Raw genomic sequence first — 25,449 nt, forward strand, 5'->3', positions numbered from 1 at the left:
TCAGTATCCCTGCGGCGGGGCGGTTTCACCGGTCGGCTCGGCAACGCGCATTTCGACCGTGTTGTCGGTGCCGAGTTCCTGGTAGGCGCGGAAAGACAGCACCAGCAGGAAGGCGAAGAAGGAGAAGGAAATGACGATCGCCGTCAGGATCAGCGCCTGGGGCAGTGGATTGGCGATCGTCCCCTCCGGCACCTGGAGGGCCTCCGGGATGACCGGCGGCACTTCGCGCAGCAGGCGACCGGAGGTGAAGATCAGAAGGTTCACCGCATTGCCGAGGATGGCGATCCCAAGCAGCACGCGCACCAGCTGGCGCGACATCAGCAGGTAAACGGCAACGGTGAAGAACATGCCGATGAGAATGGCAAAGGCGGCTTCCATCAGTCGCTCTCCCGCTCTTCGAGGGCCAGGGCAATCGAGGAGATCGAGCCGACGACCACGAGATAGACGCCGATGTCGAAGAACAGCGGCGTGGATAGCGGCACCTCGACGCCGAGCATGTGGACGTACCACCACTGGCTGGTCATGAAAGGCTGCCCTGTGAACAGCGAGGGCAGGCCCGACAGGCCTGCCAGGAAAAGGCCGGCCGCAGAGATGCTCATCGGGTGGAACGTGATCGCCCGGCGCACCGCGGCGACGCCGCAGGCGATGCCGTAAATGGCGAAGGCCGAGGCGGCGATCAGCCCGCCGATGAAGCCGCCGCCCGGCTCGTTGTGGCCGCGCAGCAGCACGAAAATCGAGAAAAGCACCATCAACGCCGCCAGATAGGGGGCGATGGTGCGGAAGATGACCGTCCTCACAGGCGTGCCTCCCCGCTCTTCTGCAACGCCTCGTCACCGGCGGCGCGGTCGAGCGCCTCCTCCCTGGCGTGTTTCGGCCGCACCCGGATGAGCGCCAGCACGCACAGGCCGGCGAGCATGACCACGGCGATCTCGCCGAAAGTATCGAAGCCGCGGAAGTCGACGAGGATGACGTTCACGATGTTGCGCCCATGGGCGATGGTACGGCTGTAGGCCTCGAAGAAGTCCGACAACGACCGGTCGAAGGACAGCTCGGTGATCCGCATCAGGAGGCCGGCAAGGCCGACGCCGACGCCCAGCGCGATGGTGCCCTGCACGATCCGCGGCAGCATCGGCCGATGATCGCTCGGGCGCAGGTTCAGGCGCGTCATCACCAGCGCCAGGATCACCACCGACAAGGTCTCGACCATGAACTGGGTGAAGGACAGGTCCGGGGCGCCGAACAGCATGAAGATGACGGCGACCGCAAAGCCCTGGATGCCGAGCGACACGATGGCCGTCAGGCGCGTCTTGGCGACCAGCACCGCAAAGAGACCGCTGGCGGCGATGGCCAGGATACCCCACTCGTAGAAGCGGAAGTCCGGCATCGGCACGGCCGAGGGCCAGTTGCCGGTCAGCGTGAGCGGCACCAGGAGCGCCAGCGCGGTGACCAGGAAGGTGAGCGTCATGTAGACGTCCATGCGCCCGCCCTGGACCAGCCGGGTGAAGCTGCCCGAGAAGGACACGATACCGGCAATGACCTGGTCGAAGCCCTTGTCCGGGCCCCAACCGATGGCGGCGAGCGTGCGGGCCATGGCGGCGCGCAATGCATCGAGCTTGAGATAGAGAACGATGCCCAGCGCGACGGTCACCATCGACAGGATGAGCGCCGCGCCGATATAGCCGGGGATGAGATGGACCTCCACCTCGGTCGCCGTGCCGAGCACGGAGGAGACCACCGGCGAGATGAAGTAGACGCCGGTCGCATGGGCCATCACGGCCGCGGCGAGGCCGGCCAGCGACAGCGCCACGGGGCCGGCAAAAAGCAGCACCGGCCCCTCATGCGCATGCTTGGGGGTCTCCACCTTCGGCCCGAGGAACGGCTTCAGCGCCACGGCAGCAGCGATCACCAGCATGAGGGCATTGCCAATAAGCGCAACGGCGGTCACCGCCTGATGCGCGCCGGTCGCACCCCAGGTGCCGGCATACAGATACTCCTTCGCGATGAAGCCGACGAAGGGCGGCAGGCCGGACATGGACAGCGCCGCAAGGCAGGCGGCGGCAAAGGTGATCGGCATGGCGCCGCGCAGGCCGCCGAGCTTCGTCACGTCGCGGGTGCCGGCCTCGTGGTCGATGGTGCCTGCAACCATGAACAGCGCACCCTTGAACAGCGAGTGGGCGAGCAGGTAGAGCACCGCTCCCTCGATCGCCTTTTCCCAGCTGGTGCCGGTCAGCATCACCAGCAGGCCGAGAGAGGCGACCGTGGTGTAGGCGAGCATCAGCTTCAGGTCGGTCTGGCGCACGGCGAGCAGCGTACCGACCAGCAGCGTGATGCCGCCGAAGATCGGCAGAATCGTCGTCCACATCGCCGTATCGCCGAGTACGGGATGCATGCGCATCAACAGGTAGACGCCGGCCTTGACCATGGTCGCCGAGTGCAGGAAGGCGGAAACCGGGGTCGGCGCCTCCATGGCATTGGGCAACCAGAAATGGAACGGGAACTGCGCGGACTTGGTGAAGGCGCCGCCCAGCACCAGCAGCAGCACCAGCGGATAGAGCGCCTGCTCGCGCAGGATGTCGCCGCCGGCGAGCAGCGTCGCCATGTCGGTCACGCCGGTCAGCGCGATGATCATCAGGAAGCCGGCCAGCAGCAGCAGGCCGCCGCCGCCGGTCACCACCAGCGCCTGCAGCGCCGCACGGCGCGAGGCGGCGCGCAGATGATCGAAGCCGATCAGCAGGAAGGAGGTGATCGAGGTCAGTTCCCAGAAAATGAACAGCGTGATCAGGTCGTTGCCGAGCACCAGCCCGAGCATCGCTCCCATGAACAGGAACAGGAAGGAGAAGAAGCGGCCCTGATGCGGATGGCCCTTCAGATAGCCGCCGGCATAGAGGATGATGAAGGTGCCTATTCCTGAGATCAGCAGGGCGAACAGCGTCGACAGGCCGTCGACATAGAAGGAGAAGCTGACGCCGTAGGCCGGAACCCAGTCGACGGCGGGCGTGAAGCTGGCGCCTCCTGCGACGTCCGGCACGAGGCCGGCGAAGAACAGGAAGATCGCCGCCGGCACGACGGCGAGCGGCCAGGCCGCATTGGCTCCCAGCAATCGCGTCGCAAAAGGAGCAATCGCCGCCGCGGCGAAGGGAGCGAGGACGGCGGCGAAGGTCGCCTCAGGGCCTGTGATCGACATGTTCCTCCCCAAAGATATGAAACGGCCCGGACAGCCGGATGATCTGACGAATCAGCCCAGGCTAAGGCAGTGTTCATGAAGATTTGCCTCACATATAACCAGCACAACAGGCCGGGCAAGCGATTTAGGACCGCAGCCCGACAGTTTTCGAACCCTACCGCCAAGCCTATTGTCGCAGGGCCCGTTGGTTCCTATTTCTGCCTGTCGAGGGAGTCACTTCATCAACGGAGTCCGCACATGTCGAACGCGACGGAGCATAAGAAACTCGAGAAGAGCGACGAGGAGTGGCAGAGTGAATTGACACCGGAACAGTTCCATGTGCTGCGACGTGCCGGCACCGAGCGCCCCTTCACCGGCCCTTACTGGAACGTCTTCCGCGGCGGACTCTATTCCTGCGCCGGCTGCGGCACGCCGCTGTTCCGCTCCGACACCAAGTTCGACGCCGGCTGCGGCTGGCCGAGCTTCTTCGAGCCGGTGACGCCTGATGCGGTGAGCGAACACGAGGACCGCTCGCATTTCATGGTGCGTACGGAAGTGCGCTGCGGCACCTGCGACGGCCATCTCGGCCATGTCTTTCCCGACGGGCCGCCGCCGACGGGCCTGCGCTATTGCATGAACGGCACGGCGCTGCACCTCGAAGAGGACGAGGCCTAAGCCTCCTGCCTCAGGCGCCCGGCAGCTGTCGCAGCATCGCCGCGACGATGGCTTCCGGGCAGTCCTCCTGCACCAGATGACCCGCCTCCGGGATCACGATCAGCGGACGGTCGGAGATCCGCCCGGCAAGGTCTCGCCCTTTCTCCAGCGGGATCCAGTCGTCCTTCTCGCCCCACAGCACCGTGACCGGACAGTTCATCCGGCGATACAGCGGCTCGACCTCGTCGGTGTAACGCTGGTCCATCTGGGCAATCTGCCGGTAGAAGGCCGGCTGCCCCAGTTCTCCCGTCCAGGGCTCGGCATAGATGCGCAGCGCCTCGTCATAGAGCGGGCGGTAGGCCGAGGTCTTCAGGTAGGCGGCGACAAGCGCGTCGTGCATGTAGGCCGGCATGCCGGCAAAGGCGGCCTCGTGCTGGCGCACGTGGCGGACGAACGGCGACCCCCAGGGCGCCAGCGCCACCGCGTCGAAGATGGTCAGCGAGGCGTAGGCAAGACCGTCGAGGAAGTGACCGCGCAGTGCGGTAGCGCCGCCGAAGTCGTGAGCCAGCACATGCGGCCGCTCCAGCCCCCACTCCCGTAGCAACGCCGCCAGAATGCCGTTCTGCACGCCGAGCGAAACATCCTGCCCCTCCCGCATTTCCGAACGGCCATAGCCGGCGAGGTCGAACCAGTAGACCGTCCAGTGCGGCGCCAGATGCGGCACGATCCGCCGCCAGACCTGGGACGAGAACGGCGTGCCGTGGATGGCGACGAGCGGCGGGCCATCGCCCGCACGTCCCCAGCGGATGGCCGACCCGTCGACGATGGTGGTGTTCGGCAGATCGAGAAGCATCAACCGGCCCTCCCTGGTCATTGCATCATATTTACATTTAGCGAAATGACTATATGATTAGGCGCATGAATGATGCAACCCCTGCCCCGGCCGACGCCCTGCGAGAAGCACAGTTGCGGGCGATTTCCAGCGACGTGCGGATGACGATCCTGCGGCTGCTGCGGGATCCGGCGGCACATTTCTCCGGGCAGGTTTCGGCGGATCCGGTCGCATTCGGCGTCTGTATGAGCCTGATCGCAGAAGCTCTTGGGATCGCCCAGCCGACCGCGAGCCGGCATCTCGACCTCTTGCGGCAAGCCGATTTTCTCAAGGTCCGGCGGCAGGGGAAGTGGTCCTATTGCCGCCGCGACGAGCCGGCGATCCGCGACTTCCTCGCCTGGCTGAAGCGGGACCTGGAAGGCTGAAAGATATGCGGGGCCCCAGGTGCGGGACATTTCCGCGCAAGTCGGACTTGCTCCCGCTTCGCCCGGAGCGATAATTGCGCCAGCCAGAGCCGCGGCTGCAGGGACCGCCGCACGAGCCGGCAGAACCTATGCTGCCACCCCTCCCCCGTCCCTGAACCTCACCGGAAACCGATGACCGACACGCCCAAGCCCGCCCTGACGATCACCTATTGCCGCCAGTGCAACTGGATGCTGCGCGCCGCATGGATGGCGCAGGAACTGCTCTCGACCTTTTCCGAGGAGATCGGCTCCGTCACCTTGGTGCCCGGCACCGGCGGAACCTTCACCATCACCTGCGACGGGGCGACCGTCTGGGATCGCAAGGCCGATGGCGGCTTTCCCGAGGCGAAGGTCCTGAAAGCACGCGTGCGCGACCTCGTCTGGCCGGACATGAGCCTCGGCCACAATGACGGGCACAAGCGGGAGGGGCCATGAACGACCGTGTAGCAGTGACATGCAATCGGCCGAGAGCATCGTCCTTGCCGGAACGTCATTATGTTGATATCAACCTAACATTGGAGCACGACAAGTCTGACCCGAACGATGGAGGACAGGACGATGCACGGCAATTTTATCTGGTACGAGCTTCTGACCACGGACATCGAAGCTGCCAAGGCGTTCTACGGCGCGGTAACGGGCTGGAAAGCCGAGGTGACCGGCGTCGCCGGGTTCGACTACATCCTGTTCAAGGTTCCCGGCTTCGACATGGGCGTCGCCGGCATGATGCAGCTCACCCAGGAGATGCGCGACCGCCAGGTGCCGCCGAACTGGTCGGGATATATCGCGGTTGAGGACATCGATGCCAAGGCGCGCGCCTTCGTCAACGAAGGCGGCTCGGCCATCGTCGAACCTCAGGACATCCCCAATATCGGCCGTTTTGCCGTCCTGGCGGATCCGCAAGGGGCAGTAATCTGCCTGTTCACGCCGAACCCACCTGACGGCTCGATGCCGCCGGCCCCGCCCGCCGGCTCGCCGGGTACCTTCGGCTGGAGCGAGCTCTACGCCGGCGACGGCGACGCGGCCTTCGCCTTCTACGCGAAAATGTTCGGCTGGGAGAAGGACATGGCGGTCGACATGGGTGCCATGGGCACTTACCAGTGCTTTGCCGTCGACGGTCGCGCCATCGGCGGCATTATGACCAAGATGCCCCACATGCCGATGCCCTTCTGGAACTATTATGTGCACGTCGACACGATCGACGCGGCGGCAGAGCGGGTCAAGGTTGCCGGCGGTCAGGTGGTCAATGGCCCGATAGAGGTGCCTGGCGGCTCATGGATCGTCAATTGCCTCGACCCGCAAGGCGCCATGATCTCGCTGACCGCGCCCAAGCGCTGAGATCTCGCCCGGCCGACCCGCCCCTCCTGACACCGTTGTGTCAGCATGATGCGGGTTTTCGCCGGACAAAGCCGGAACACGGGGTTTCCGAAACGCGGCTTTGGGACCATATTGCCGCCATGGCCAAGCGACCGTCTTCCTCCTCTCCCTCTTCCGCGTCTTCCGGCAAACTGGACAAGGCGCGTCCCGACGACCGGACTGCCCGCGACGGTGCCGCGCCGCAAGGTTTCGGCGAGGCGCCGCAGGCCGCCTTCGAGGGGGCGCCGCTGACCGGCCCGGTTTCGGACTGGGCACGGCAGCTCACCGAGGACGAGCCGGCACCGGCGGAGAAGGGCAAGGAGCATCCTGCCGCAAAGCAGGCCAAGCCGGCGCGCTCGGCGCGCGGCACCTCCATGGGGGCGACCAGCAATCCGCGCGAGCGCGCGGCCGGCGGACTCAATCCCGTCGCCGGGCTGGATATGAGCCTGGAAGAGGCCGAGGCGCTGCTGGCCAAGCAGGTGGCGGAGACGAAGAAGGCGCGCAAAGGCAAAAAGCCCGCGCCGGAAATGTCGGACGGCACCACCGGGCACACCGCGACCGTGCAGGCGCTCACCGACCTGATCACATCCGGCAATCCGCTGCACAAGAACGGCGTCGCCTGGGTGCCGCACCGTCCGGAGCGGCCGGCGAAGTCCGAAGGCGGCATCCCGATCAAGCTCGTTTCCGAATACGAGCCGCGCGGCGACCAGCCGACCGCGATCGCCGATCTCGTCGAGGGGCTGGAGAACCAGGACAAGACGCAGGTGCTGCTCGGTGTCACCGGCTCGGGCAAGACCTACACGATGGCGCAAGTCATCTCCCGCACCCAGCGCCCGGCGCTGATCCTGGCGCCGAACAAGACGCTGGCCGCCCAGCTCTACGGCGAGTTCAAGTCGTTCTTCCCGGACAACGCGGTCGAGTATTTCGTCTCCTACTACGACTACTACCAGCCGGAAGCCTACGTCCCGCGTACCGACACCTATATCGAGAAGGAAAGCTCGGTGAACGAGCAGATCGACCGGATGCGCCATTCGGCCACCCGGGCGCTGCTGGAGCGCGACGACGTGATCATCGTCGCCTCGGTATCGTGCATCTACGGTATCGGCTCGGTCGAGACCTATACGGCGATGACCTTCGCCATCGAGGTGGGCGAGCGCATGGACCAGCGCCAGTTGCTCGCCGATCTGGTGGCGCTGCAATACAAGCGCAACGACGCGGCGTTCCAGCGCGGCACCTTCCGGGTACGCGGCGACACGGTCGAGATCTTCCCCGCCCACTACGAGGATAGGGCCTGGCGCATCTCGATGTTCGGCGACGAAATCGAGGCGATCACCGAGTTCGATCCGCTCACGGGGCAGAAGTCGGCGGAGATGAAGAGCGTCAAGATCTACGCCAATTCGCACTATGTGACGCCGAAGCCGACGCTGGCGCAGGCGATCAAGTCGATCAAGTCCGAACTGGTGCATCGGCTGGAAGAGCTGAACGCGCATGGCCGGCTGCTGGAAGCGCAGCGGCTGGAGCAGCGCACGCTGTTCGACCTGGAGATGCTGGAGGCGACCGGCTCCTGCGCCGGCATCGAGAACTATTCGCGCTATCTGACGGGGCGCAATCCCGGCGAGCCGCCGCCGACCCTGTTCGAATACCTGCCGGACAACGCGCTGGTCTTCGCCGACGAGAGCCATGTCACCATTCCGCAGATCGGGGCTATGTATCGCGGCGACTTCCGCCGCAAGGCGACACTGGCGGAATACGGCTTCCGCCTGCCCTCCTGCATGGACAACCGGCCGCTGCGCTTCGAGGAATGGGACGCGATGCGGCCGCAGACGGTCTGCGTGTCGGCAACGCCCGGCTCGTGGGAGATGGAGGAAGCCGGCGGCGTCTTCGCCGAACAGGTCATCCGCCCGACCGGTCTCGTCGATCCGCAGATCGACATCCGCCCCGCCTCCTCGCAGGTCGACGACCTGCTCGGCGAGGTGCGTGCGGTGGCGGCCAAGGGCTATCGTACGCTCGTCACCGTGCTGACCAAGCGCATGGCGGAGGACCTGACCGAATACCTGCACGAGAACGGCGTACGCGTGCGCTACATGCATTCCGACATCGACACGCTGGAGCGCATCGAGATCATCCGCGACCTGCGGCTCGGCGCCTTCGACGTGCTGGTCGGCATCAACCTGCTGCGCGAGGGTCTCGACATTCCCGAATGCGGGCTGGTCGCCATTCTCGACGCGGACAAGGAAGGCTTCCTGCGCTCCGAGACGTCGCTGATCCAGACCATCGGCCGCGCGGCGCGAAATGTCGACGGGCGGGTGGTGCTCTATGCCGACCGGATGACCGGGTCGATGGAGCGGGCAATCGCCGAGACCAACCGCCGCCGTGAGAAGCAAGAGGCCTACAACGCCGAGCACGGCATCACGCCGGAGAGCGTGCGCCGGTCCATCGGCGACATCCTGCAGTCGGTCTACGAGCAGGACCACGTCACGGTCGATGCCGGCTTTGCCGAGAGCGGCAACCTGGTCGGCCATAATCTCAAGGCGCATATCGAGGACCTCGAGAAAAAGATGCGCGAGGCGGCCGCCGACCTGGAATTCGAGACGGCCGCGCGGCTGCGCGACGAGATCAAGCGGCTGCAGGAGACGGAACTGGCGCTGGCCGACGATCCGTTGGCCCGCCAGTCGGCGGTGGAGGATCGCAGCGGCGGTTTCCGGGGCGAGAAGAAATACGGCGCCAGCGCCAACTTGCCCAATGCCTCGAAAGTGCGGAAGAATACGCTCGACGAGATGACCGTCGGACGCACCGAGGTGCCGCTGTCCAAGGGCGCGTTGCCGAAGAAGCCCGGCAGTTCTCCGAAAGACGACGTCAAGCCGGTCGTGCGCGGCAAGATCGGCGCAGGGTCCTATGAGGACCCCGCAGAAGAGCGCCAGCGTCGCGGTCGCCCGAAAAAGAGCGGTCGCCCGGGGCGCTAAGGCGTGTGGGCGCACGAAGCGCCCGGCGCCCCCCCTTTCAGCCTGCAAAGGCGACTTTCAGGCCTGCAAGGGCCTTGGACCGTCTCGCCTGACTGAATGCGGCTCATTTTCCCGCTTTACTTGCAGGGCCGTTTGCATTGAAACTCTCTTCCATTCATATCATTGAATTCACAAGAGACTTCCATGAAGCAGACATCAAGGACCATCCCGACGCTCGTCATTGCGGCACTTGCCGTTGCCTGCGGGCCGTTCATGACGACGATTTCGACGGGCAGCGCCATGGCGCAGAATTCGTCCTCTGCCAAATCCTGGAACGACCCCGACTTTCCGGGCGTCGACCCGACCCAGCGCGCCCTTTACGGCTGCACCTTCGGTCTCAAGCGCTTCCGCATGAAGTACAAGCAGGTGAAATATTCGGCCTTTGCGAAGGGCCGTGCCTTCTCCATCACCGGCATGAGGGGCTGCGGCTGGAGCGTCGGCGAGCGCACGCAGGCCCGCGCCGATAAGGTCGCGATGGACAAGTGCCGCAAGAACGCCCGCAATCCGGACAAGTGCGAGGTCACCGAGCGCACGATCGACAGGTAGTCGCCAATTCGCGATTCAATTGAACCAAAACAATCAAGGCGACTAGGGTCAAAACCCATTGATCTGGTTGATTTGATGTAGCAAATCAGAATCAAGGCTTCCAATCACGGGATTGGAGGTTTGGAGATCGCTTGTTTTGGCTTTCTGATGAGCAATGGGCGGTAATCGAGCCGTTGTTGCCGAGGAGCAAGGGCAACGCACGGCGCGTCGATGACCGCCGTGTGATCTCCGGCATCATCCATGTTCTCGAGGTTGGGGGCCGGCGGTGCGATTGTCCGGCCGACTATGGCCCTTCGACCACAGTCTACAACCGCTTCTACCGCTGGTCTCGCAAACGGTTCTGGATCGATCTGGTGGAGGCTCTTGGCACCTCGATCGACAGCACCTGCACCAAGGCGCATCGCTCGGCCCAGGGCGGAAAAGAGGGGCGAAAAATCAGGCTATCGGGCCTACGCGGGGCAGGCAAACCACGAAAATCCATCTCCTCACCGACGTGATCGGGCGTCCCTTCGCCTTCATGCTGACCGGCGGCAACGCGGCAAACAGCCCCCTGGCGCCACATCTGCTGGCAGGCTTGAAGGGAGCCAGGTACCTGCTCGCGGACAAGGGGTACGATGCAAACAGCTTGCGGAGACATCTGCGCCTGTCGGAAATCGTCCCCGTCATTCCAGGCCGCTCAAATCGCAAACGCAAGATCCGCTACGACGCCAAGCGTTACAAGAGCCGCCATCTCATCAAAAACGCGTTCTGCCGCCTGAAAGACTTCCGCCGCGTCGCAACCCGCTACGACAAACTCGCCAGGAATTTCCTGTCCGCTGTCGCACTCGCAACACTCGTCGCATTCTGGCTATGATTGAGTCTGAACCCTAGGCCGTGGATCGATGATTGCGCGGGGAGCAGCGCGGTCGCGGCAGCGTCACAGGGCTGATCGTCACGCGACGCGCAAATGGCACTTTCGAGGACAGCGGTATGTTCGATCATCGTAAGGCGGCACCACAAAGTCGCCACATGGCGATGCGGGTTGCATTCGTGCTCGCGCTTCTCGCCCCCGCCCTGCCAGCTGCGACGCAGGAGTTGCCTGCCTGTGCGGTGACGGGCGCCTCGTCGGTGATGATCAACGGTCGCCCGGCATTGCGGCTGTCGGATGTGGCCGCGTGCCCGCCGGGCCTGTTCGAGCCGGTCCCAGGCGTCTTCGTGGAAGGCGAGCCGGCCGTCCGCTTCGTGGCGCCGGTGGAGGGATGTGTTGCCGTGCGCTCGTCAGACGTAACCATCGACGGAGCGGGCGCGGTGCGTGCCGGAGACGCCGTCTGTCCGCCGCGGTGACCACGCGGCATGCGTGAGCCGAAAATCCTTTGAGAATCCGGCGCATGCAGCCCTACCTGGGGCCGATTCACCATGTCGCCGGACGGTCACATGCGCTATAGAACACACGAACCCCTTGTCCGGAGTCCGCTTCGTGAGCCTTCGTACACTTACCAATCGTTTCCGAGCCTACCGCGCCGGACTGAAGTCGTCGCCGCTGACGGACGGGCATGACGAGGTGATGGCCGCCGGCGGTGCACGCACATTATACCACTCGCGGTTCAATCCGGCCTGGTTCGGCGAACTCGGCATCACCCCGAAGGTGATCGTCGATCTCGGCTCATTCGACGGCGGCGATGCGTTCCGCTTCTCCCGTGCGTTTCCCGATTGCCGGGTGGTGACGGTGGAGGCCGACCCGCAGCGCTTCGCTCTGGTCAGCGGCAATCTCGCCGGTGAACGGGCGGAGGTGCTGAACTACGCCGCCTGCGCCACGGACGGGCCGGTGGATTGGCACCCTGCGACCATCGACGGAGAAGTGTTCGGCCAGGGCTCGATTTACGCCCATACCGACACCTATCGCAGCCGCTTCTCGCATGTGGCCCAGCAGGCGGCCACTCAGGTAGAGGGACGGCGCTTCGACACGCTGTGTGCCGAGCTCGGCATCACCGCCATCGACCTGCTGCATATGGATATCGAAGGGGCGGAAGCCGCCGTGCTGTCCAGCCTTGGCGCCACGCGGCCGGCTCTGGTCTACATGGAGTTCAGCAAGGACTATTTCGCCGGCGCACCGGACGGTCGCGAGACCCATCGCCGGCTGGAGGAGCTGGGCTACCGGATGGTTCTCGACCTTTCCAGCGACCGGCTTTACCTGCGCGCCCGCTGACGCGTCACGTCTCCGGCTCGGTCTCGAAGCGCAGCGGAAAGCCGTTGGCCCGCCCGGCCTCGGTCGCACGGGTCGCCTTGGTCTCGGCAACATCGCGCGGAAAGACGGCAACGACGCACACCCCCTGTTGATGGGCGGTGATCATCACCCGCACCGCCTCGTCCTCGCTCATGCGGAATTCCGAGGCGAGCACCGCCACGACGAATTCGCGCGGCGTGAAGTCGTCGTTGAGAAGCAGCACCTTGTACAGGCGCGGGCGCTCCGTCCGGGTCTTCGCGGACGGCTGCAGCGTTGTGGATCGGTCGCTCATGGCCGCGCTTTTATCACACAGCGACGCGCTTGTGCACCGGGCGCGACGAATGACGCCATGCCCGTCCGCAGTGCGCTGTCGCCCTTGCCAAGGCTCGTGAAAGCGCCTACCTCCGCTCCATGTTGAAGACACCCAATAGCCCCCTTTCCGATGCTGCGGCTGCGCCGGCGCCGCGGGCGGAACAGCGCCCTCTCACCCTGACGGCCCACGGCATCGTCCGGGAGGATCCATACCACTGGCTCCGGGCGGAGAACTGGCAGGAGGTGATGCGGGCGCCCGACACGCTCGATCCCGCCATCCGCGCCTATCTGGAAGCGGAAAACGCCCATCTGGAGACCGGCATGGCCGACACGAAGGGCCTCCAGGAGACGCTGTTCGCCGAGATGAAGGGGCGGATCAAGGAAGACGACAGCAGCGTGCCGATGGCCGACGGGCCCTATGCCTACGGCTTCGCTTATGTGGCTGGCGGGCAGCATCCGCGTCTCGTGCGCATGGCGCGCGAGACGGCCGAGCGCGGCGGCGAAGCCGAGGAAATCCTGATCGACGGCGACAAGGAGGCGGCGGATAAGGCCTATTTCCGCCTCGGCGGCGCATCGCACTCGCCCGACCATTCGCGTCTTGCCTGGGCCTTCGACGACACAGGCTCGGAGTTCTACACCCTCCTGGTGCGGGACCTTGCCAGCGGGCGCGATCTCGACCAGCGGATCGAGGACACGGGCGGCGGCGGTGTCTGGTCCGCTTGCGGCCGCTATCTCTTCTACGTGCGGCTCGACGCCAACCATCGGCCTTCGAAGCTGTTCCGTCACGAGGCCGGCACCGATCCGACCGGCGACGTACTGGTCTACGAGGAGGCAGATCCGGGCTTCTTCATGGGCATCGGCAAGACCCAGTCCGGCCGCTTCCTGACGATCGACATCCATGACCACGAGACGTCCGAGGTCCGCCTGATTCCGGCCGACGCGCCGCTGGAAGCGCCGCTCACCGTGGCCCCGCGCGCGACCGGCACCGAGTATTCGGTGGAGGACGACGGCGGCAACACGCTGCTGCTGCTGACCAATCACGGCGGCGCCGAGGACTTCCGCATCATGGGCCTGCCGCTGGCGGAGTTGCGGGCGGGCGCCGGCCCGGACGCCTGGCGGGACGTGGTGCCGCATCGCGAAGGGCGGCTGATCCTCTCATTCACCTGCTACGCCAAGCACATGGTGCGGCTGGAGCGCGAGGACGGATTGCCGCGTATCGTCGTTCGCCGCATCGCCGACGGGTTGGAACATGCCATCGCCTTCGACGAGGAAGCCTATTCGCTCGGCCTTACCGACGGCTACGAATTCAACACCAACCGCATCCGCTTCTCCTATTCGTCGATGACGACGCCGGCGCAGGTGTTCGACTACGACATGGAGACGCGCGAGCGCACCCTGCGCAAGACGCAGGAAGTGCCGTCGGGCCATGACCCGCACGCCTATGTGACGCGGCGCCTGCAGGTGCCGGCCGGCGACGGCGAGACCGTGCCGGTGTCGCTGCTCTACCGCAAGGATACGCCGCTCGACGGCAGCGCGCCCTGCCTTCTCTACGGCTACGGCTCCTACGGAATCACCATCCCGGCGAGCTTCAACACCAACTGCCTGTCGCTCGTCGACCGAGGCTTCGTCTACGCCATCGCGCATATCCGCGGCGGCAAGGACAAGGGGTTCCGCTGGTACCGGGATGGCCGCCGGCAGAAGAAGATGAACACGTTCACCGACTTCATCGCCGCCGCCCGCCATCTCGCCGACGAAGGATTCACCTCGTCCGACCGCATCATCGCGCAGGGCGGCTCGGCCGGCGGTATGCTGATGGGCGCGGTGGTCAACATGGCGCCGGAGGCCTTCGGCGGCATCATCGCCGAGGTGCCCTTCGTCGACGTGCTCAACACCATGCTCGACGACACGCTGCCGCTGACACCGCCCGAGTGGCCGGAATGGGGCAACCCGGTCGCTTCGCAGGACGACTACCGGACGATCGCGGCCTACTCGCCGTATGACAATGTCGCGACGCAGGCCTATCCGCCGATCCTGGCGGTCGGCGGGCTGACCGATCCGCGCGTCACCTATTGGGAGCCGGCCAAGTGGGTCGCGCGCCTGCGCGAGCGGCGCAGCAACGAGGCGGCGCTCTTCCTCAAGACCAACATGGAAGCCGGCCATGGCGGCGCGTCCGGTCGCTTCGACCGGCTCAAGGAAGTGGCGCTCGTCTATGCCTTCGCGCTGAAGGTGGCCGGCGCTACGGGCTGATCGGCAATCCGGCGCGGGCATGACGCCGTAAACGCTGGCAAAGGCGGCACTGCGCCGCCCACCGCTGGTTACGGAGGTTTCCATGCCCGCGCTGATCTTCTGCCGCGAGGCGGCTCGCGCTAATATTTCCGCCCTGGTGGCGGTCCTTGCCCTTGTCCTCCTGCTCCCGGTACTCGCCGCCGGCTCTGCCCATGCGGGCGGCAAACCGCTGGTCCTGGAAGACTATTTCCGCGGCCGCACCGTCGGCGAAGGCGTTTTCGAAAGCCGGATTGGCGGCATCCGCCGTCCCTTCACCGTCGTCACCTACGGCAGTTGGAACCCGAAGACCTTCACCCTGCGCCTGCGCGAGGATTTCCGCTTCGCCGACGGCGAGCGCGATACCAAGGTCTGGTTCTTCCAGAAGGTGGCGGAAAACCGCTATATCGGCACGCGCTCCGACGTGCTGAATCCAGTGACGATCACCACCGGCGGGCCGAGCATCCGCTTCGACTATGCAGCGGAACTGGCCACGGATGATGGTCCGGTGGCCGTGCGATTCTTCGACACGCTGACCCGCATCGACGCGCGCACCGTGCGCAACACCGCCGACGTGCGCAAATACGGCATCACCGTCGGCACCGTCGACCTCACCTTCCGCAGATAACGGGTTCCCCAGCAAGACGCGTCACATTGCAGTCACGAAAGGCGGCAAGGGTTCTCCTCCCGCATCCGACCCGCCTTTCGCCCAATGTCGTCTTTCCAGTCCTATGTGATTTGCACCTCCCCGCGCAGCGGCAGCACGCTGCTGTGCCGGCTTCTGGCCGCGACCGGCGTCGCCGGCAGGCCGGCATCCCTGTTCCATGAGCCGTCGCTGGACGATTGGCGCGAGCGCTTCGGACTTGCGAGCGACGCGGGGCGTGATGAACGACAGGCTCTCGCCGAGATCTTCGTCTCGGCCCTCGAGCGTGGGCGCGGCGGAACCAGCATCTTCGGCCTGCGCCTGCAGCGGCACAGCTTCGGCTTTTTCCGGGAGAAGCTCGCGATCCTCCACCCGCATCGACACGGCGATCTTGCGCGCCTCGAAGCAGCGTTCGGTCCCACGCTGTTCATCCACCTCACCCGTGCGGACAAGGCAGCCCAGGCTGTCTCCTACGTGAAGGCGCAGCAGAGCGGGCTTTGGCACAGGGCCTCGGACGGTACGGAGTTGGAGCGGCTGTCGCCGCCGCGCGAACCGGTCTACGACGCCGCGCTGCTGCGCAGCACCCATGACACGATGACGACCGCAGATCGAGAGTGGGAAGCCTGGTTCGCGGAACAGGGCATCGCGCCGCTACGCCTCACCTACGAGGCGCTGTCGGCCGACCCATCGGCAGCCCTGCGCCGGGTGCTGGAAGCGCTCGGGCTCGACCCGGCGCCCGCCGCAAATGCCGTACCGGACGTCGCCCGGCTGGCCGATGCGACAAACCGGGACTGGACGGAGCGCCTGCGTTCAGAGCTCGGGCTCGCGTGACGAGACCGTCTACTTGCTGCAGGTGTTTATGCCGAACAGCGTGTAGGCCGGGCACCATTTCAGGAAGGCGGTCAGCAGCGGCACGACGCCAATCCAGCCGACCCATTTCCAGGTGATGTCCGCCGGACCGAACAGGGCGAAGGCGATCAACGCCAGCCCTACGACGACACGGGCGATCCGGTCGGCACTGCCGACATTGGTGGTGATCATCGACATGGCTGTCACTCCTTGTAGGCGGCGCGGGCACGATGGTCACCCCGGATGCTCGCCGCATGTCCGGCAGAACCCTCGGCAGGTTTGCGGGCTTTTAATTTCTAGTATTCGAATTTAATTGAAAGATGGCCGCAGCCGCAAGCGGCATCGGCTGCGACGACTTGGCACGAATTGGCGAGAACCGGTCCGGGACGCGTGGACACAGGTTCGGGCCTCGGCTATGTGCAAAGCTCCCGCCTCGCCCCCCTTCTCAGCACGATGCCTGCCATGCCTCACCAAGTTCACGCCCACGACCTGCGGATCGAGACCGGGCGCGGCGCGCTCTTCACGCGGATGTGGTGGGAGGGGGCCTCTCTCCAGGACGCACCTCCGCCGATTGTGCTGTTCCACGACTCGCTCGGCGCCGTCGAGCTTTGGCGCAGCTTCCCTCAGGCGCTTGCCGACGCAACCGGCCGGCCGGTGATCGCCTATGACCGGCTCGGCTTCGGGCGCTCGGATGCCTTTCCAGGCGCCTTGCCTGCCGACTTCATCGAGGCAGAGGGACGCGACACGCTTCCGCTCCTGCGCAAGGCCCTCGGCTTTATGCAGTTCATCGCCTGCGGCCATAGCGTCGGCGGCGGCATGGCGGTGGAGACCGCAGGCCGGCACCACGAGAGCTGCCTTGCCGTCGTCACGATGGGCGCACAGGCCTTCATCGAGGAGCGGACGTTGGATGGCATCCGCGTTGCGCGCGCTGCGTTCCAGCAGCCGGGAGAACTGGCGCGGCTCGCCCGCTACCATGGCGACAAGGCGCGCTGGGTGGTCGATGCCTGGACCGAAACCTGGCTGTCCCCGGATTTTGCCGGCTGGACATTGGACAGGGCCCTGGCAGAGGTCACCTGCCCGCTGCTTGCGATCCATGGAGAGGCGGACGAATTCGGCTCCGCGGCCCATCCCGGCTGCATCGCCGAAGGGCGCGGACGCGCAGTGCTGCTGCCCGGCGTCGGCCACAACCCTCACCGGGAGACGGAAGCGGAGACCGTCGCCCTCATCGCCGATTTTCTGACCCGACTTGCCGGCTGAACCTCATACGCGACGATCCGCCTCCCTCACCGGCACGTAACCCGCCTTAAACGAAAGCTCGATAGAGATCGGGTCACAGGACCGTTGCTACGGCCATGCCACCATCATTCCGCCCCACTCCTTCCGCCAGATGGCGGATGATCGGGGATGTACGGCGAGGCTGTGCGGCAGCCGCCAGATCCGCCAGAACGACCAGTCGAGGACACCGATGCCCGCTTCCAGCTTCTCCTCCCGCAAACCCGGATCCATGGCCGGCCGCGCCGCCGCGCTGGCGCTGGCCGCGGCGCTCGCCCTGTCCCAGACGATGCCCGCGCAAGCCAGCTTCATCGGCGACCTGCTCTTCGCCCCCACCTATAACGAGGACTATGTGCCGAGCACCTATGGCTCGCGCGCCGACTGTCGCAATCCGTCGGCCGGTCCGTGGCGCGGCATCGTCGGCGGCCGCAAGAGCGTCGATCTGCGCACGATCCAGTTCTCGCGCGAAGGCTGTTTCCAGACCGAGGCAGAGTGCCGGGCGTTCCTCGACCACATTTCCGGGTATCTGACCCTGGTCTTCACTGCTCAGTGCAGCCGGCGCTGAGCCCCTCGCCAGTCAAAGACACGATACGAAAAAGGCGGGTCCGCAGGGACCCGCCTTTTCCGTTTGAAACGATGCGTTCAGGCCTTACGAGGCGGCCTGGAACAGCTCGTCGACATAGTCCCAGTTGACCAGGTTGTCGACGAAGGCCTCCAGGTACTTCGGACGCGCGTTGCGGTAGTCGATGTAATATGAGTGCTCCCACACGTCGACGCCGAGCAGCGGCACCGCGCCGTGCACCAGCGGGTTCTCGCCGTTCGGGGTCTTCGTGACGGCCAGCTTGCCGTCCTTCAGCACCAGCCATGCCCAGCCGGAGCCGAACTGGGTGGTGCCGGCGGCGATGAAGTCCGCGCGGAACTTGTCGAAGCCGCCGAGGTCGGAATCGATGCGCGATGCCAGGCCGCCCGGCAGCTTGTTGCCACCGCCATTCGGCTTCATCCACTTCCAGAAATGGATGTGGTTGTAGTGCTGGCCGGCATTGTTGAAGAGGCCGGCGTTCTTGCCGAAGCTCTCCTTGACCACATCCTCCAGCGACTTGCCCTCGAGGCCGGAATCCTTCAGCAGGTTGTTGCCGTTGGTCACATAGGCCATGTGGTGCTTGTCGTGGTGATACTCGAGCGTCTCGGCCGACATATACGGGCCAAGCGCGTCATAGGCATAGGGCAGGTCCGGGAGTTCAAAAGCCATGGAAACCTCCTCAGGGCGGGGGCGAAAGAACGATGCCGACCAGACGGCCGACAGTCGCAGGCGGAAGCCGGGCGCCGTTGCCGCGGCAGCCTGCGCGGGTTGTAAGACATTCGGTCCGACAGCCGGATGACGGCCGGACCGGGGGTGCCGGCAATCTCGCAAATCGCGATGGTTGCCTGTCACACAAGGCAAAATAGGCACCCCACCTTCAATCGGCAACGGGCATATGTGCCTTTTTCCCAAAGCCCTGACGCCTTCCGCCTTCTCCATCGTCAGTTGCCGCAGGGCACTCCTGGTTACCGCGCACTCACCGCTTTCTCGCCCTGCAAACAGATTTCCCCTCCCGGCGAGACGCCCCTCGCGTTAGGCTCGGGTCCCGCCTCCCGCCAAGCTCTGCAAGGCCCTTCCCCTCATGATTGCCAAGCCTCGCCCCGCCGCTCCCTCGCCCGTGCTGCTCGCCTTCGGCGGGTTCTGCGCACTGGCCGCCGCAATGGGCATCGGTCGCTTCGCGCTGACGCCGGTGCTGCCCTTCATGAGCGAAGCCATTCCGCTGTCGGCCTCCCAGGCCGGCCTGATCGCCTCCGCCAATTATCTCGGCTATCTGGTCGGCGCACTCGCGGTGATGGCGGTCGGCAAGGACAGGATCGGCACGGGCTTCCTGCTCAGCCTGGCCGGCAGCGCGGGAACATCCGCCTTGATGGCGATCGACGGCGGCCTCGTCTGGCTGGCGCTCGTGCGCTTTCTCGGCGGAATCGCCAGCGCCGGCGTGCTGGTGTTCTGCTCGACGCTGGTGCTCGACCGCCTGGCCGCGGCCGGGCGCGGCGAACTCGCCCAACTCTTCTTCTCCGGCGTCGGCATCGGCATAGCCCTGTCGGCGGCAACGGTCGGATGGCTGGCCCGTGAAGGCGCGAACTGGCAGGGACTGTGGGCCGCCTGCGGCCTCGTTTCGTCGGTGCTGTGCGTAGGCGCCGCGCTCTTCGTGGTTGCGCGGGCGCCGCGCACCGCCGCGCCGACTGCCGAGAGCGCCGGGCCTGTGCGCGCCCGCATATCGCCGGCGCTCGTGCGCCTTGCCGTCGCCTATGCCCTGTTCGGCATCGGCTATGTGGTGACTGCCACCTTCCTCACCTCTATCCTGCGCCAGTCGGAAACATTGGCGCCGTTCGAGGCCCCCGCCTGGGCGGCAGTGGGGCTGGCGGCGGCCGGCTCGGTCTGGCTCTGGGGCCGGGTTTCTGCCCGGCTAGGCGGAGCCTGGGCCTTTTCGCTCGCCTGCCTCGCAGAGGCCGTCGGCGTTGCCGCCAGCGTGGCGTTCTCCGGCCTTGCCGGCATGACGCTGGCCGCCGTCCTGCTCGGCGGCACCTTCATGGGAATCACGTCGCTGGGGCTGATCGAAGGGCGACGCCTTGCCGGCGGCGATCCGCGCAAGGTGATGGCACTGATGACCGCCTGCTTCGGCACCGGCCAGATGATCGGCCCGACGCTTGCCGGCCTGATCGCCGATGCCACGGGCAGCTTCTACTGGCCGTCGATGGCGGCCGCCGCCCTGCTGGTACTGGCCGCGCTGATGGTCGGCCCGCTGTCGGGCCCGAGGCCTGCTCGCCCCCTTGCAAAATGAACGCGGCGGCGCAGCCTTCGCTGCACCGCCGCTCCGCTGTTCCGCCCGGCTCGCGGCCCTCCATCAGCCGTGGGCAAATTCCCAATAAAGGTCGCGGGCGCGCTGAGCGACCGGGCCCGGCTGCAGCTCGCGGTCCTCGATCCGCTTGACCGGGACAACCTTGTTGTAGTTGCCGGTCGAGAAGATCTCGTCGGCATCCAGGAAATCGCCATAGCCGAGCGTGCGCTCGTAGACTTCCGTTCCGGCGTCGCGCAGCAGCTTGATGATGCGCTGGCGGGTGATGCCGTTGAGGAACGTGCCGTTCCAGGCGGGCGTGTGGACCGCCCCGTCCTTGACCATGAAGACATTCGCGGTGGTCAGCTCCGCCACATTGCCGAGCATGTCGAGCACGATAGCGTTGTCGAAGCCGCGCGACTTCGCCTCGACGATGGCCCGTGCGTTGTTCGGATAGAGACAGCCGGCCTTGGCGTTGACCGGCATGGTCTCCAGAGTCGGACGGCGGAACGGCGACAGGGTCAGCGTTATCGCCGCATCCTTCGGCGCAAGCGCCGCCTCGAACAGGCACAGCGCGAAGCGGGTGGAGGTGGCATCGCCGGCGATGGTGCCGATGCCGTCGCCTTCCGCCCAGTACATCGGCTTCACGTAGACCGGTGTGTTGGGCGCGAACCGGGAGAGGCCGTCCTGGGTCAGCTCCATCATCTCGCCGGCCTTCATCACCGGGTTGAGACCGAGGGCCACCGCGGAATCATTCAGACGCTGGCAGTGAAGATCGAGATCCGGCGTCACGCCCTCGAAGGCGCGCGCGCCGTCGAACACCGACGAGCCGAGCCATGCCGCATGCGTGCGCGTGCCCATGATCGGGGCATTGCCCTCGATCCAGTTTCCGTCGATCCAGTTCCAGGTTTGCGACCACTCGCTCATCATCTGCTCCCGATCCGTCTTGGCGCGATTGGTGGGGATCGAACGCCCTTCGCCGGCGAAGGTCAAGGCCCACCCGCACGCGCGCGGGAAAAGGACCGAATTGTTCCGCTCAGTCGGCAGGGCTGTCCAAATCGATCCCCTTTTTCCCGCAATCCGGAATGATGTTGCGCGCTCTCCGACGGCGCGGCAGCCCATCTACAGGCCGGCCCTGGACTTCAGGTTCCCCTAAAATTCTTATGCCGTAGCGACAGGTTCCAGGAAGGAATGTCGGCGAAACCTGGCCCCAAACCCGTATGTGACCACTCGCCGGGAAGAGCGCATGGCGCGTTCTGAGCCGGCTTCTTGTGCGCCGCACAAGAAGCCTTGACCTCGGGCCGGGTTGGCTGTTTGCTTGGCAGGTGAACAAAATTGCGGCAACGCCGCCAGAGGGCTCCCGATACCGGGCGCCCCACCCGCCAAGGCCCCAAGCCCATGTCCCACTCCGCGATCCGTCCCGTCTCCGCCTATGTCTTCGATGCCTATGGCACGCTGTTCGACGTGCACGCCGCAGTACGCCGCCATGCCGGCGACCTCGGCCCGGAGGCGGTCAGCCTGTCGACCCTGTGGCGTCAGAAGCAGCTGGAATATTCCTGGACGCGGGCCCTGATGGGCCGCTACCTCGATTTCTGGTCGCTGACAGAGCAGGCGCTCGACACGGCGATGGCGATGACGGGCAAGAGCGACGCGGACCTGCGCCGGCGGCTCCTCGACGCCTACTGGAAGCTCGACTGCTACCAGGAAGTGCCGACCGTGCTGAAGCGGCTCAAGGACGACGGCAACCGGCTGGCGATCCTGTCCAACGGCTCGCCGGCGATGCTGGAGGCTGCCGTGCGCGCCGCCGGGATCGAGGACCTGCTCGACGAGGTGTTCTCGACCGACCTGCTGAAGACCTACAAGACCCGGCAGGACGTCTACGAACTGGTGACCAACCACTTCCGGATTTATCCCGAGGCGGTCTCGTTCCAGTCGTCCAACCGCTGGGATATCGCAGGCGCCACCGCCTTCGGTTTCCGCAGCGTGTGGATCAACCGCATCGGCGCTGCCGACGAGTATTCGGACCTGCCGCCGACGGCCGTTCTGGCCGACCTGCAGGGCCTGCTGGCGCTGAGCTGAGGCGAGCGCGAGCCGCTTTCCAAAAACGAAAACGCTCCGGCCCGCCAGGAACCGGAGCGTTTGAATTCCGACGGACCGGGATCCGTCAGTAGGTCATGACCGGCGGCAGTTCCTTCGCCTGCGCAACCCACTTCTCCACCGCCGACTCGCTGGGAAGCTGACGAACGAGCTTCTTCGCCTCGTTCACCTCCTTCATCTTGGCGTGAAGGTTGGCCGGCACCCGGTGCTTGAGCTCCTTCACCGTGTCGACGCCGGCGGCCTCGAGCAGCTCGGAATATTCCTCGCCGACGCCGCTGATGCGCATCAGGTCGGCCATGTTGGCCCACTTGAGGATGCGCTTGTCGTCGATCCCGGTCTCCTCGGCCAGCGCCTTGCGGCCCTTGGGATCCTTCGCCCGCTCCAAATAGGCCTCGGTAGTCCTGATGCCGACCGCCTGCAGCTTCTCAGCATAGGCGGGGCCGATACCCTCAATCTCGTCAATGGAATAGGACATCTCGCACCTCCAGACTTGCCCGGCACCGACCGCCGGGCTTCAAGATAAGCTTCTGCTCCTCACAGGACCTGCCCAAGGCCGGGGATCGACGCGACCAGCCGGTCGACGACATCGTCGCCGGCGCGTTCGCGGGCAGCCTGCACGAGTTCGCGCGTGACGGCCTGCACCTCGCCCATATCGAGGCCCGCGTTGGTCAGCTCGTTGAGGGCAGCCATTGCTCCCATTCCCCCGCCGATGCTGCCGCCGAGCTTTCCGGCAAGGCTGTCAAGCAGCCCGCCGCCACCGCCACCCTGCTCCGCCATGAGCTGGGAGGCGCCGGGCAAGGCCGCCAGGACCTGGGCGACCGCATCCGGCGGGCCGTCGCGGTCGAGGAACTTGAGGATGATGCCGATCGCCTGGCGCGCGAGATCCTCGCGGATGCCGGCAGCCGCAGCGACGCGGCCGATGAGTTCGTCCATGTGCCCCCCGAGGAATCATCTGGCGTTTGACTGATAATCTGGCACGAGAGCGCGCATCGCGACAACCGCTATACACAGCGCGATCTGCGGGTTACATGGTTTTTCGGCGCGCCGGAGGGACCGGCGACGGCAGCGGAGGCGCACGAAGTGCAGGACGCAGACAAGATCTTCATCGGTGCTTCGGACAAACCGGAGTATCTGACGCTGAAGCTTGCCAACCGGCATGGCCTGATCACCGGCGCCACCGGCACCGGCAAGACCGTGTCGCTGCAGATCCTCGCGGAAGGCTTTTCCAGCGCCGGCGTCCCGGTTTTCTGCGCCGATGTGAAGGGCGACCTGTCCGGCATCGCCGCCAGCGGCGAGAAGAAGGACTTCCTTGAAAAGCGCGCTGCACAGATCGGCTTCACGGACGACTACATCTACGAGGACTTCCCGACGATCTTCTGGGACCTGTTCGGCGAGCAGGGTCACCCGATCCGCGCCACGGTCTCCGAAATGGGGCCGCTGCTGCTGTCCCGTCTGATGGACCTCAATCCGACGCAGGAAGGCGTCCTCAACGTCGCCTTCGAACTGGCCGACGACGAGGGCCTGCTCCTGCTCGATCTGAAGGACCTCCAGGCGTTGCTGGCGCATGTCTCAGAGCGCGCGCAGGAGCTCTCCCGCGTTTACGGCAATGTCTCGAAGGCCTCGGTCGGCGCGATCCAGCGCCAGCTTCTGGTGCTCGAACGCCAGGGTGGCGATGCCTTCTTTGGCGAACCCGCGCTCGACATCCGCGACATGATGCGCACCACGCGCGACGGGCGCGGCGTCATCTCGGTGCTGGCCGCCGACAAGCTGATGGGCGCGCCGCGCCTCTATGCGACCTTTCTGCTGTGGCTGCTGTCCGAGCTGTTCGAGGAACTGCCCGAAGTGGGCGACCCGGAAAAGCCGCGACTGGTCTTCTTCTTCGACGAAGCGCATCTGCTGTTTTCCGAGGCGCCCAAGGCGCTGCTGGAAAAAGTCGAGCAGGTGGTCCGGCTGATCCGCTCCAAGGGTGTCGGCGTCTACTTCGTGACGCAGAACCCGCTCGACGTGCCCGAGACCGTGCTGGCGCAGCTCGGCAACCGGGTGCAGCATGCGCTGCGCGCCTATACCCCGCGCGAGCAGAAGGCCGTTCGCGCAGCGGCGGAAACCTTCCGCCCCAACCCGGACCTCGACACCGAGCGCACCATTATGGAGCTGGGTGTCGGCGAAGCGCTGGTTTCGGTGCTGGAGGGCAAGGGCATTCCCTCCGTCGTCCAGCGGACCCTCGTCCGCCCGCCCTCCTCCCGCCTTGGCCCGATCACAGAGGCCGAGCGCCGCGAGATCATCGCCATGAGTCCGGTCGGTCATCTCTACGACGAGACCGTCGATCGCGACTCCGCCTTCGAGGTACTCAAGCGCCGGGCGCAAGAGGCGGCGCGGATGGAGGAACGCCAGCAGGCGCGCGAGGAACAGGAGATCGAGCGACGCGGCGCGCCCCGACGCACCCGCTCCGGCTTCGAGATCCCCGACTTCGGCACCTCGCCTGCCCCGGCACCCAGCCGCAGCCGGACCCGGTCCAGCCGCTCGCGCACCGACAGCGTGGCGGACGCCGCCGTGAAATCGGTGGTGCGTTCGCTCGGCTCGGCGCTCGGCCGCGCGCTGGCGCGCGGCGTCCTGGGGTCGATCAAACGGGGCTTCTAGGCCTTCTCCAAGCGCTTCGCGCTGAACTCCCCAGAGATCGTTTTTCGGCTTTGCGGCGGCGGCTCCCTCTTCGCCGCGACAGCAGTTGCCCGCCCCTTTTTGGAGCCGCACCGAGAAGTCAGCGGCAAAGCGGGCACGACCGGGCGCCCCAACATCGGCGAGACGACGCAACAGCCTGCCTTCCGCGAACGACACTTGTCGGCACCATCTCGATCACTGTGTACGGCGGCCTGCCCACAAGCAGCCGCCCGGCCCCAGGGCGCGGTGCGTTCCCCGATACGGGGCCGTGCCGCGCCTTGCCTTGA

Annotated in this window: 26 protein-coding genes and 1 pseudogene; 17 read left to right on the top strand and 10 right to left on the bottom strand. The window is 65.9% G+C overall.

Features of this window, described 5'->3' with window-relative positions; genetic code table 11:
- The 3 genes from MNI96_RS18860 to MNI96_RS18870 are packed head-to-tail and all read right to left on the bottom strand — an operon-like array spanning position 1 to position 3,184.
- Positions 1-378 carry a Na+/H+ antiporter subunit C gene (locus MNI96_RS18860; protein ID WP_158195596.1) on the bottom strand — a complete coding sequence of 126 codons (378 nt, stop codon included), beginning with the start codon at positions 376-378 and terminating at the stop codon, positions 1-3.
- On the bottom strand, positions 378-797 hold the full coding sequence (locus MNI96_RS18865; RefSeq protein WP_158195595.1) for a Na+/H+ antiporter subunit B: 420 nt from the start codon (positions 795-797) through the stop codon (positions 378-380). Before MNI96_RS18865 ends, MNI96_RS18860 begins: the two co-directional genes overlap by 1 nt.
- On the bottom strand, positions 794-3,184 hold the full coding sequence (locus MNI96_RS18870; RefSeq protein WP_249695677.1) for a putative monovalent cation/H+ antiporter subunit A: 2,391 nt from the start codon (positions 3,182-3,184) through the stop codon (positions 794-796). The genes MNI96_RS18865 and MNI96_RS18870 overlap by 4 nt, the downstream gene beginning before the upstream one ends.
- 237 nt (positions 3,185-3,421) lie before the next feature.
- On the opposite strand from MNI96_RS18870, the gene msrB reads away from it, so the two are divergent.
- Positions 3,422-3,838, top strand: a complete 417-nt coding sequence (msrB, locus tag MNI96_RS18875; RefSeq protein WP_249695678.1) for a peptide-methionine (R)-S-oxide reductase MsrB — start codon at positions 3,422-3,424, stop codon at positions 3,836-3,838.
- A 10-nt stretch (positions 3,839-3,848) separates the two neighbouring features.
- Here the strand turns inward: msrB and MNI96_RS18880 are convergent, their stop codons facing one another.
- Positions 3,849-4,670, bottom strand: coding sequence for an alpha/beta fold hydrolase (locus MNI96_RS18880; RefSeq protein WP_249695679.1), 822 nt, complete (start codon positions 4,668-4,670; stop codon positions 3,849-3,851).
- 65 nt (positions 4,671-4,735) lie between these two features.
- Between MNI96_RS18880 and MNI96_RS18885 the strand changes: the two genes are divergently transcribed.
- The 8 genes and pseudogenes from MNI96_RS18885 (at position 4,736) to MNI96_RS18920 (ending at position 12,199) form a co-directional block, all read left to right on the top strand.
- On the top strand, positions 4,736-5,074 hold the full coding sequence (locus MNI96_RS18885) for an ArsR/SmtB family transcription factor (RefSeq protein ID WP_249695680.1): 339 nt from the start codon (positions 4,736-4,738) through the stop codon (positions 5,072-5,074).
- A 171-nt stretch (positions 5,075-5,245) separates the two neighbouring features.
- Positions 5,246-5,548, top strand: coding sequence for an Rdx family protein (locus MNI96_RS18890; RefSeq protein ID WP_249695681.1), 303 nt, complete (start codon positions 5,246-5,248; stop codon positions 5,546-5,548).
- A 123-nt stretch (positions 5,549-5,671) separates the two neighbouring features.
- Positions 5,672-6,448: a VOC family protein gene (locus MNI96_RS18895; protein ID WP_249695682.1), complete on the top strand. Its 777-nt coding sequence runs from the start codon at positions 5,672-5,674 to the stop codon at positions 6,446-6,448.
- Positions 6,449-6,819: 371 nt separating this feature from the next.
- Positions 6,820-9,429: pseudogene (gene uvrB / locus MNI96_RS18900) on the top strand (excinuclease ABC subunit UvrB); the annotation flags it as partial.
- A gap of 183 nt (positions 9,430-9,612) precedes the next feature.
- Entirely contained in the window at positions 9,613-10,014 is a 402-nt protein-coding gene (locus MNI96_RS18905) for a hypothetical protein (protein WP_249695685.1), read from the top strand.
- Between the two features lie 131 nt (positions 10,015-10,145).
- Positions 10,146-10,867 (top strand): IS5 family transposase gene (locus MNI96_RS18910; RefSeq protein ID WP_502960360.1). Its coding sequence is split into 2 segments (ribosomal slippage): positions 10,146-10,437 and positions 10,437-10,867, totalling 723 coding nucleotides; the frame shifts between segments, so codons are not numbered across the junction.
- Between the two features lie 116 nt (positions 10,868-10,983).
- Positions 10,984-11,337, top strand: a complete 354-nt coding sequence (locus tag MNI96_RS18915; RefSeq protein ID WP_249695687.1) for a PAAR domain-containing protein — start codon at positions 10,984-10,986, stop codon at positions 11,335-11,337.
- 133 nt (positions 11,338-11,470) lie between these two features.
- A complete protein-coding gene (locus MNI96_RS18920) occupies positions 11,471-12,199 on the top strand; it encodes an FkbM family methyltransferase (RefSeq protein WP_249695688.1) in 729 nt (242 codons plus the stop codon).
- 4 nt (positions 12,200-12,203) lie between these two features.
- Here the strand turns inward: MNI96_RS18920 and clpS are convergent, their stop codons facing one another.
- Positions 12,204-12,509 (bottom strand): ATP-dependent Clp protease adapter ClpS, encoded by a 306-nt coding sequence (gene clpS, locus MNI96_RS18925; RefSeq protein WP_067221889.1) that lies wholly within the window; start codon positions 12,507-12,509, stop codon positions 12,204-12,206.
- A 119-nt stretch (positions 12,510-12,628) separates the two neighbouring features.
- Here clpS and MNI96_RS18930 point away from each other — a divergent pair, with 119 nt between their 5' ends.
- From MNI96_RS18930 to MNI96_RS18940, 3 genes are all read left to right on the top strand, one after another.
- Positions 12,629-14,776 (top strand): S9 family peptidase, encoded by a 2,148-nt coding sequence (locus MNI96_RS18930; protein ID WP_249695689.1) that lies wholly within the window; start codon positions 12,629-12,631, stop codon positions 14,774-14,776.
- 82 nt (positions 14,777-14,858) lie between these two features.
- Positions 14,859-15,419 carry a DUF3833 family protein gene (locus tag MNI96_RS18935; protein WP_249695690.1) on the top strand — a complete coding sequence of 187 codons (561 nt, stop codon included), beginning with the start codon at positions 14,859-14,861 and terminating at the stop codon, positions 15,417-15,419.
- Positions 15,420-15,503: 84 nt separating this feature from the next.
- On the top strand, positions 15,504-16,265 hold the full coding sequence (locus tag MNI96_RS18940) for a Stf0 family sulfotransferase (protein ID WP_249695691.1): 762 nt from the start codon (positions 15,504-15,506) through the stop codon (positions 16,263-16,265).
- A 9-nt stretch (positions 16,266-16,274) separates the two neighbouring features.
- Here the strand turns inward: MNI96_RS18940 and MNI96_RS18945 are convergent, their stop codons facing one another.
- A complete protein-coding gene (locus MNI96_RS18945) occupies positions 16,275-16,481 on the bottom strand; it encodes a YgaP family membrane protein (RefSeq protein ID WP_283776568.1) in 207 nt (68 codons plus the stop codon).
- Between the two features lie 264 nt (positions 16,482-16,745).
- On the opposite strand from MNI96_RS18945, the gene MNI96_RS18950 reads away from it, so the two are divergent.
- Together MNI96_RS18950 and MNI96_RS18955 are read left to right on the top strand one after the other, a co-directional pair.
- Complete coding sequence (locus MNI96_RS18950) at positions 16,746-17,540, top strand: alpha/beta fold hydrolase (RefSeq protein WP_249695693.1); 795 nt, start codon at positions 16,746-16,748, stop codon at positions 17,538-17,540.
- A 208-nt stretch (positions 17,541-17,748) separates the two neighbouring features.
- Positions 17,749-18,120: a hypothetical protein gene (locus MNI96_RS18955; protein ID WP_249695694.1), complete on the top strand. Its 372-nt coding sequence runs from the start codon at positions 17,749-17,751 to the stop codon at positions 18,118-18,120.
- 84 nt (positions 18,121-18,204) lie between these two features.
- Here MNI96_RS18955 and MNI96_RS18960 read toward each other — a convergent pair whose 3' ends face one another.
- Positions 18,205-18,804 (bottom strand): superoxide dismutase, encoded by a 600-nt coding sequence (locus MNI96_RS18960; RefSeq protein WP_120269078.1) that lies wholly within the window; start codon positions 18,802-18,804, stop codon positions 18,205-18,207.
- A 412-nt stretch (positions 18,805-19,216) separates the two neighbouring features.
- Between MNI96_RS18960 and MNI96_RS18965 the strand changes: the two genes are divergently transcribed.
- Entirely contained in the window at positions 19,217-20,416 is a 1,200-nt protein-coding gene (locus tag MNI96_RS18965) for a YbfB/YjiJ family MFS transporter (protein ID WP_249695695.1), read from the top strand.
- Between the two features lie 63 nt (positions 20,417-20,479).
- On the opposite strand, the gene MNI96_RS18970 is transcribed toward MNI96_RS18965, so the two are convergent.
- Positions 20,480-21,337: a branched-chain amino acid aminotransferase gene (locus tag MNI96_RS18970; protein WP_249695727.1), complete on the bottom strand. Its 858-nt coding sequence runs from the start codon at positions 21,335-21,337 to the stop codon at positions 20,480-20,482.
- 471 nt (positions 21,338-21,808) lie between these two features.
- Here MNI96_RS18970 and MNI96_RS18975 point away from each other — a divergent pair, with 471 nt between their 5' ends.
- Positions 21,809-22,489 (top strand): haloacid dehalogenase type II, encoded by a 681-nt coding sequence (locus tag MNI96_RS18975; RefSeq protein ID WP_249695696.1) that lies wholly within the window; start codon positions 21,809-21,811, stop codon positions 22,487-22,489.
- An 85-nt stretch (positions 22,490-22,574) separates the two neighbouring features.
- On the opposite strand, the gene MNI96_RS18980 is transcribed toward MNI96_RS18975, so the two are convergent.
- Positions 22,575-22,982: a DUF4332 domain-containing protein gene (locus MNI96_RS18980; RefSeq protein ID WP_249695697.1), complete on the bottom strand. Its 408-nt coding sequence runs from the start codon at positions 22,980-22,982 to the stop codon at positions 22,575-22,577.
- A 59-nt stretch (positions 22,983-23,041) separates the two neighbouring features.
- Positions 23,042-23,440 (bottom strand): DUF2267 domain-containing protein, encoded by a 399-nt coding sequence (locus MNI96_RS18985; protein WP_249695699.1) that lies wholly within the window; start codon positions 23,438-23,440, stop codon positions 23,042-23,044.
- A 147-nt stretch (positions 23,441-23,587) separates the two neighbouring features.
- On the opposite strand from MNI96_RS18985, the gene MNI96_RS18990 reads away from it, so the two are divergent.
- Positions 23,588-25,144 (top strand): helicase HerA-like domain-containing protein, encoded by a 1,557-nt coding sequence (locus MNI96_RS18990; RefSeq protein ID WP_249695701.1) that lies wholly within the window; start codon positions 23,588-23,590, stop codon positions 25,142-25,144.
- The last annotated feature ends 305 nt before the right edge of the window (positions 25,145-25,449 follow it).

This window comes from Stappia sp. WLB 29, assembly GCF_023507705.1.
Classification (GTDB): domain Bacteria; phylum Pseudomonadota; class Alphaproteobacteria; order Rhizobiales; family Stappiaceae; genus Stappia.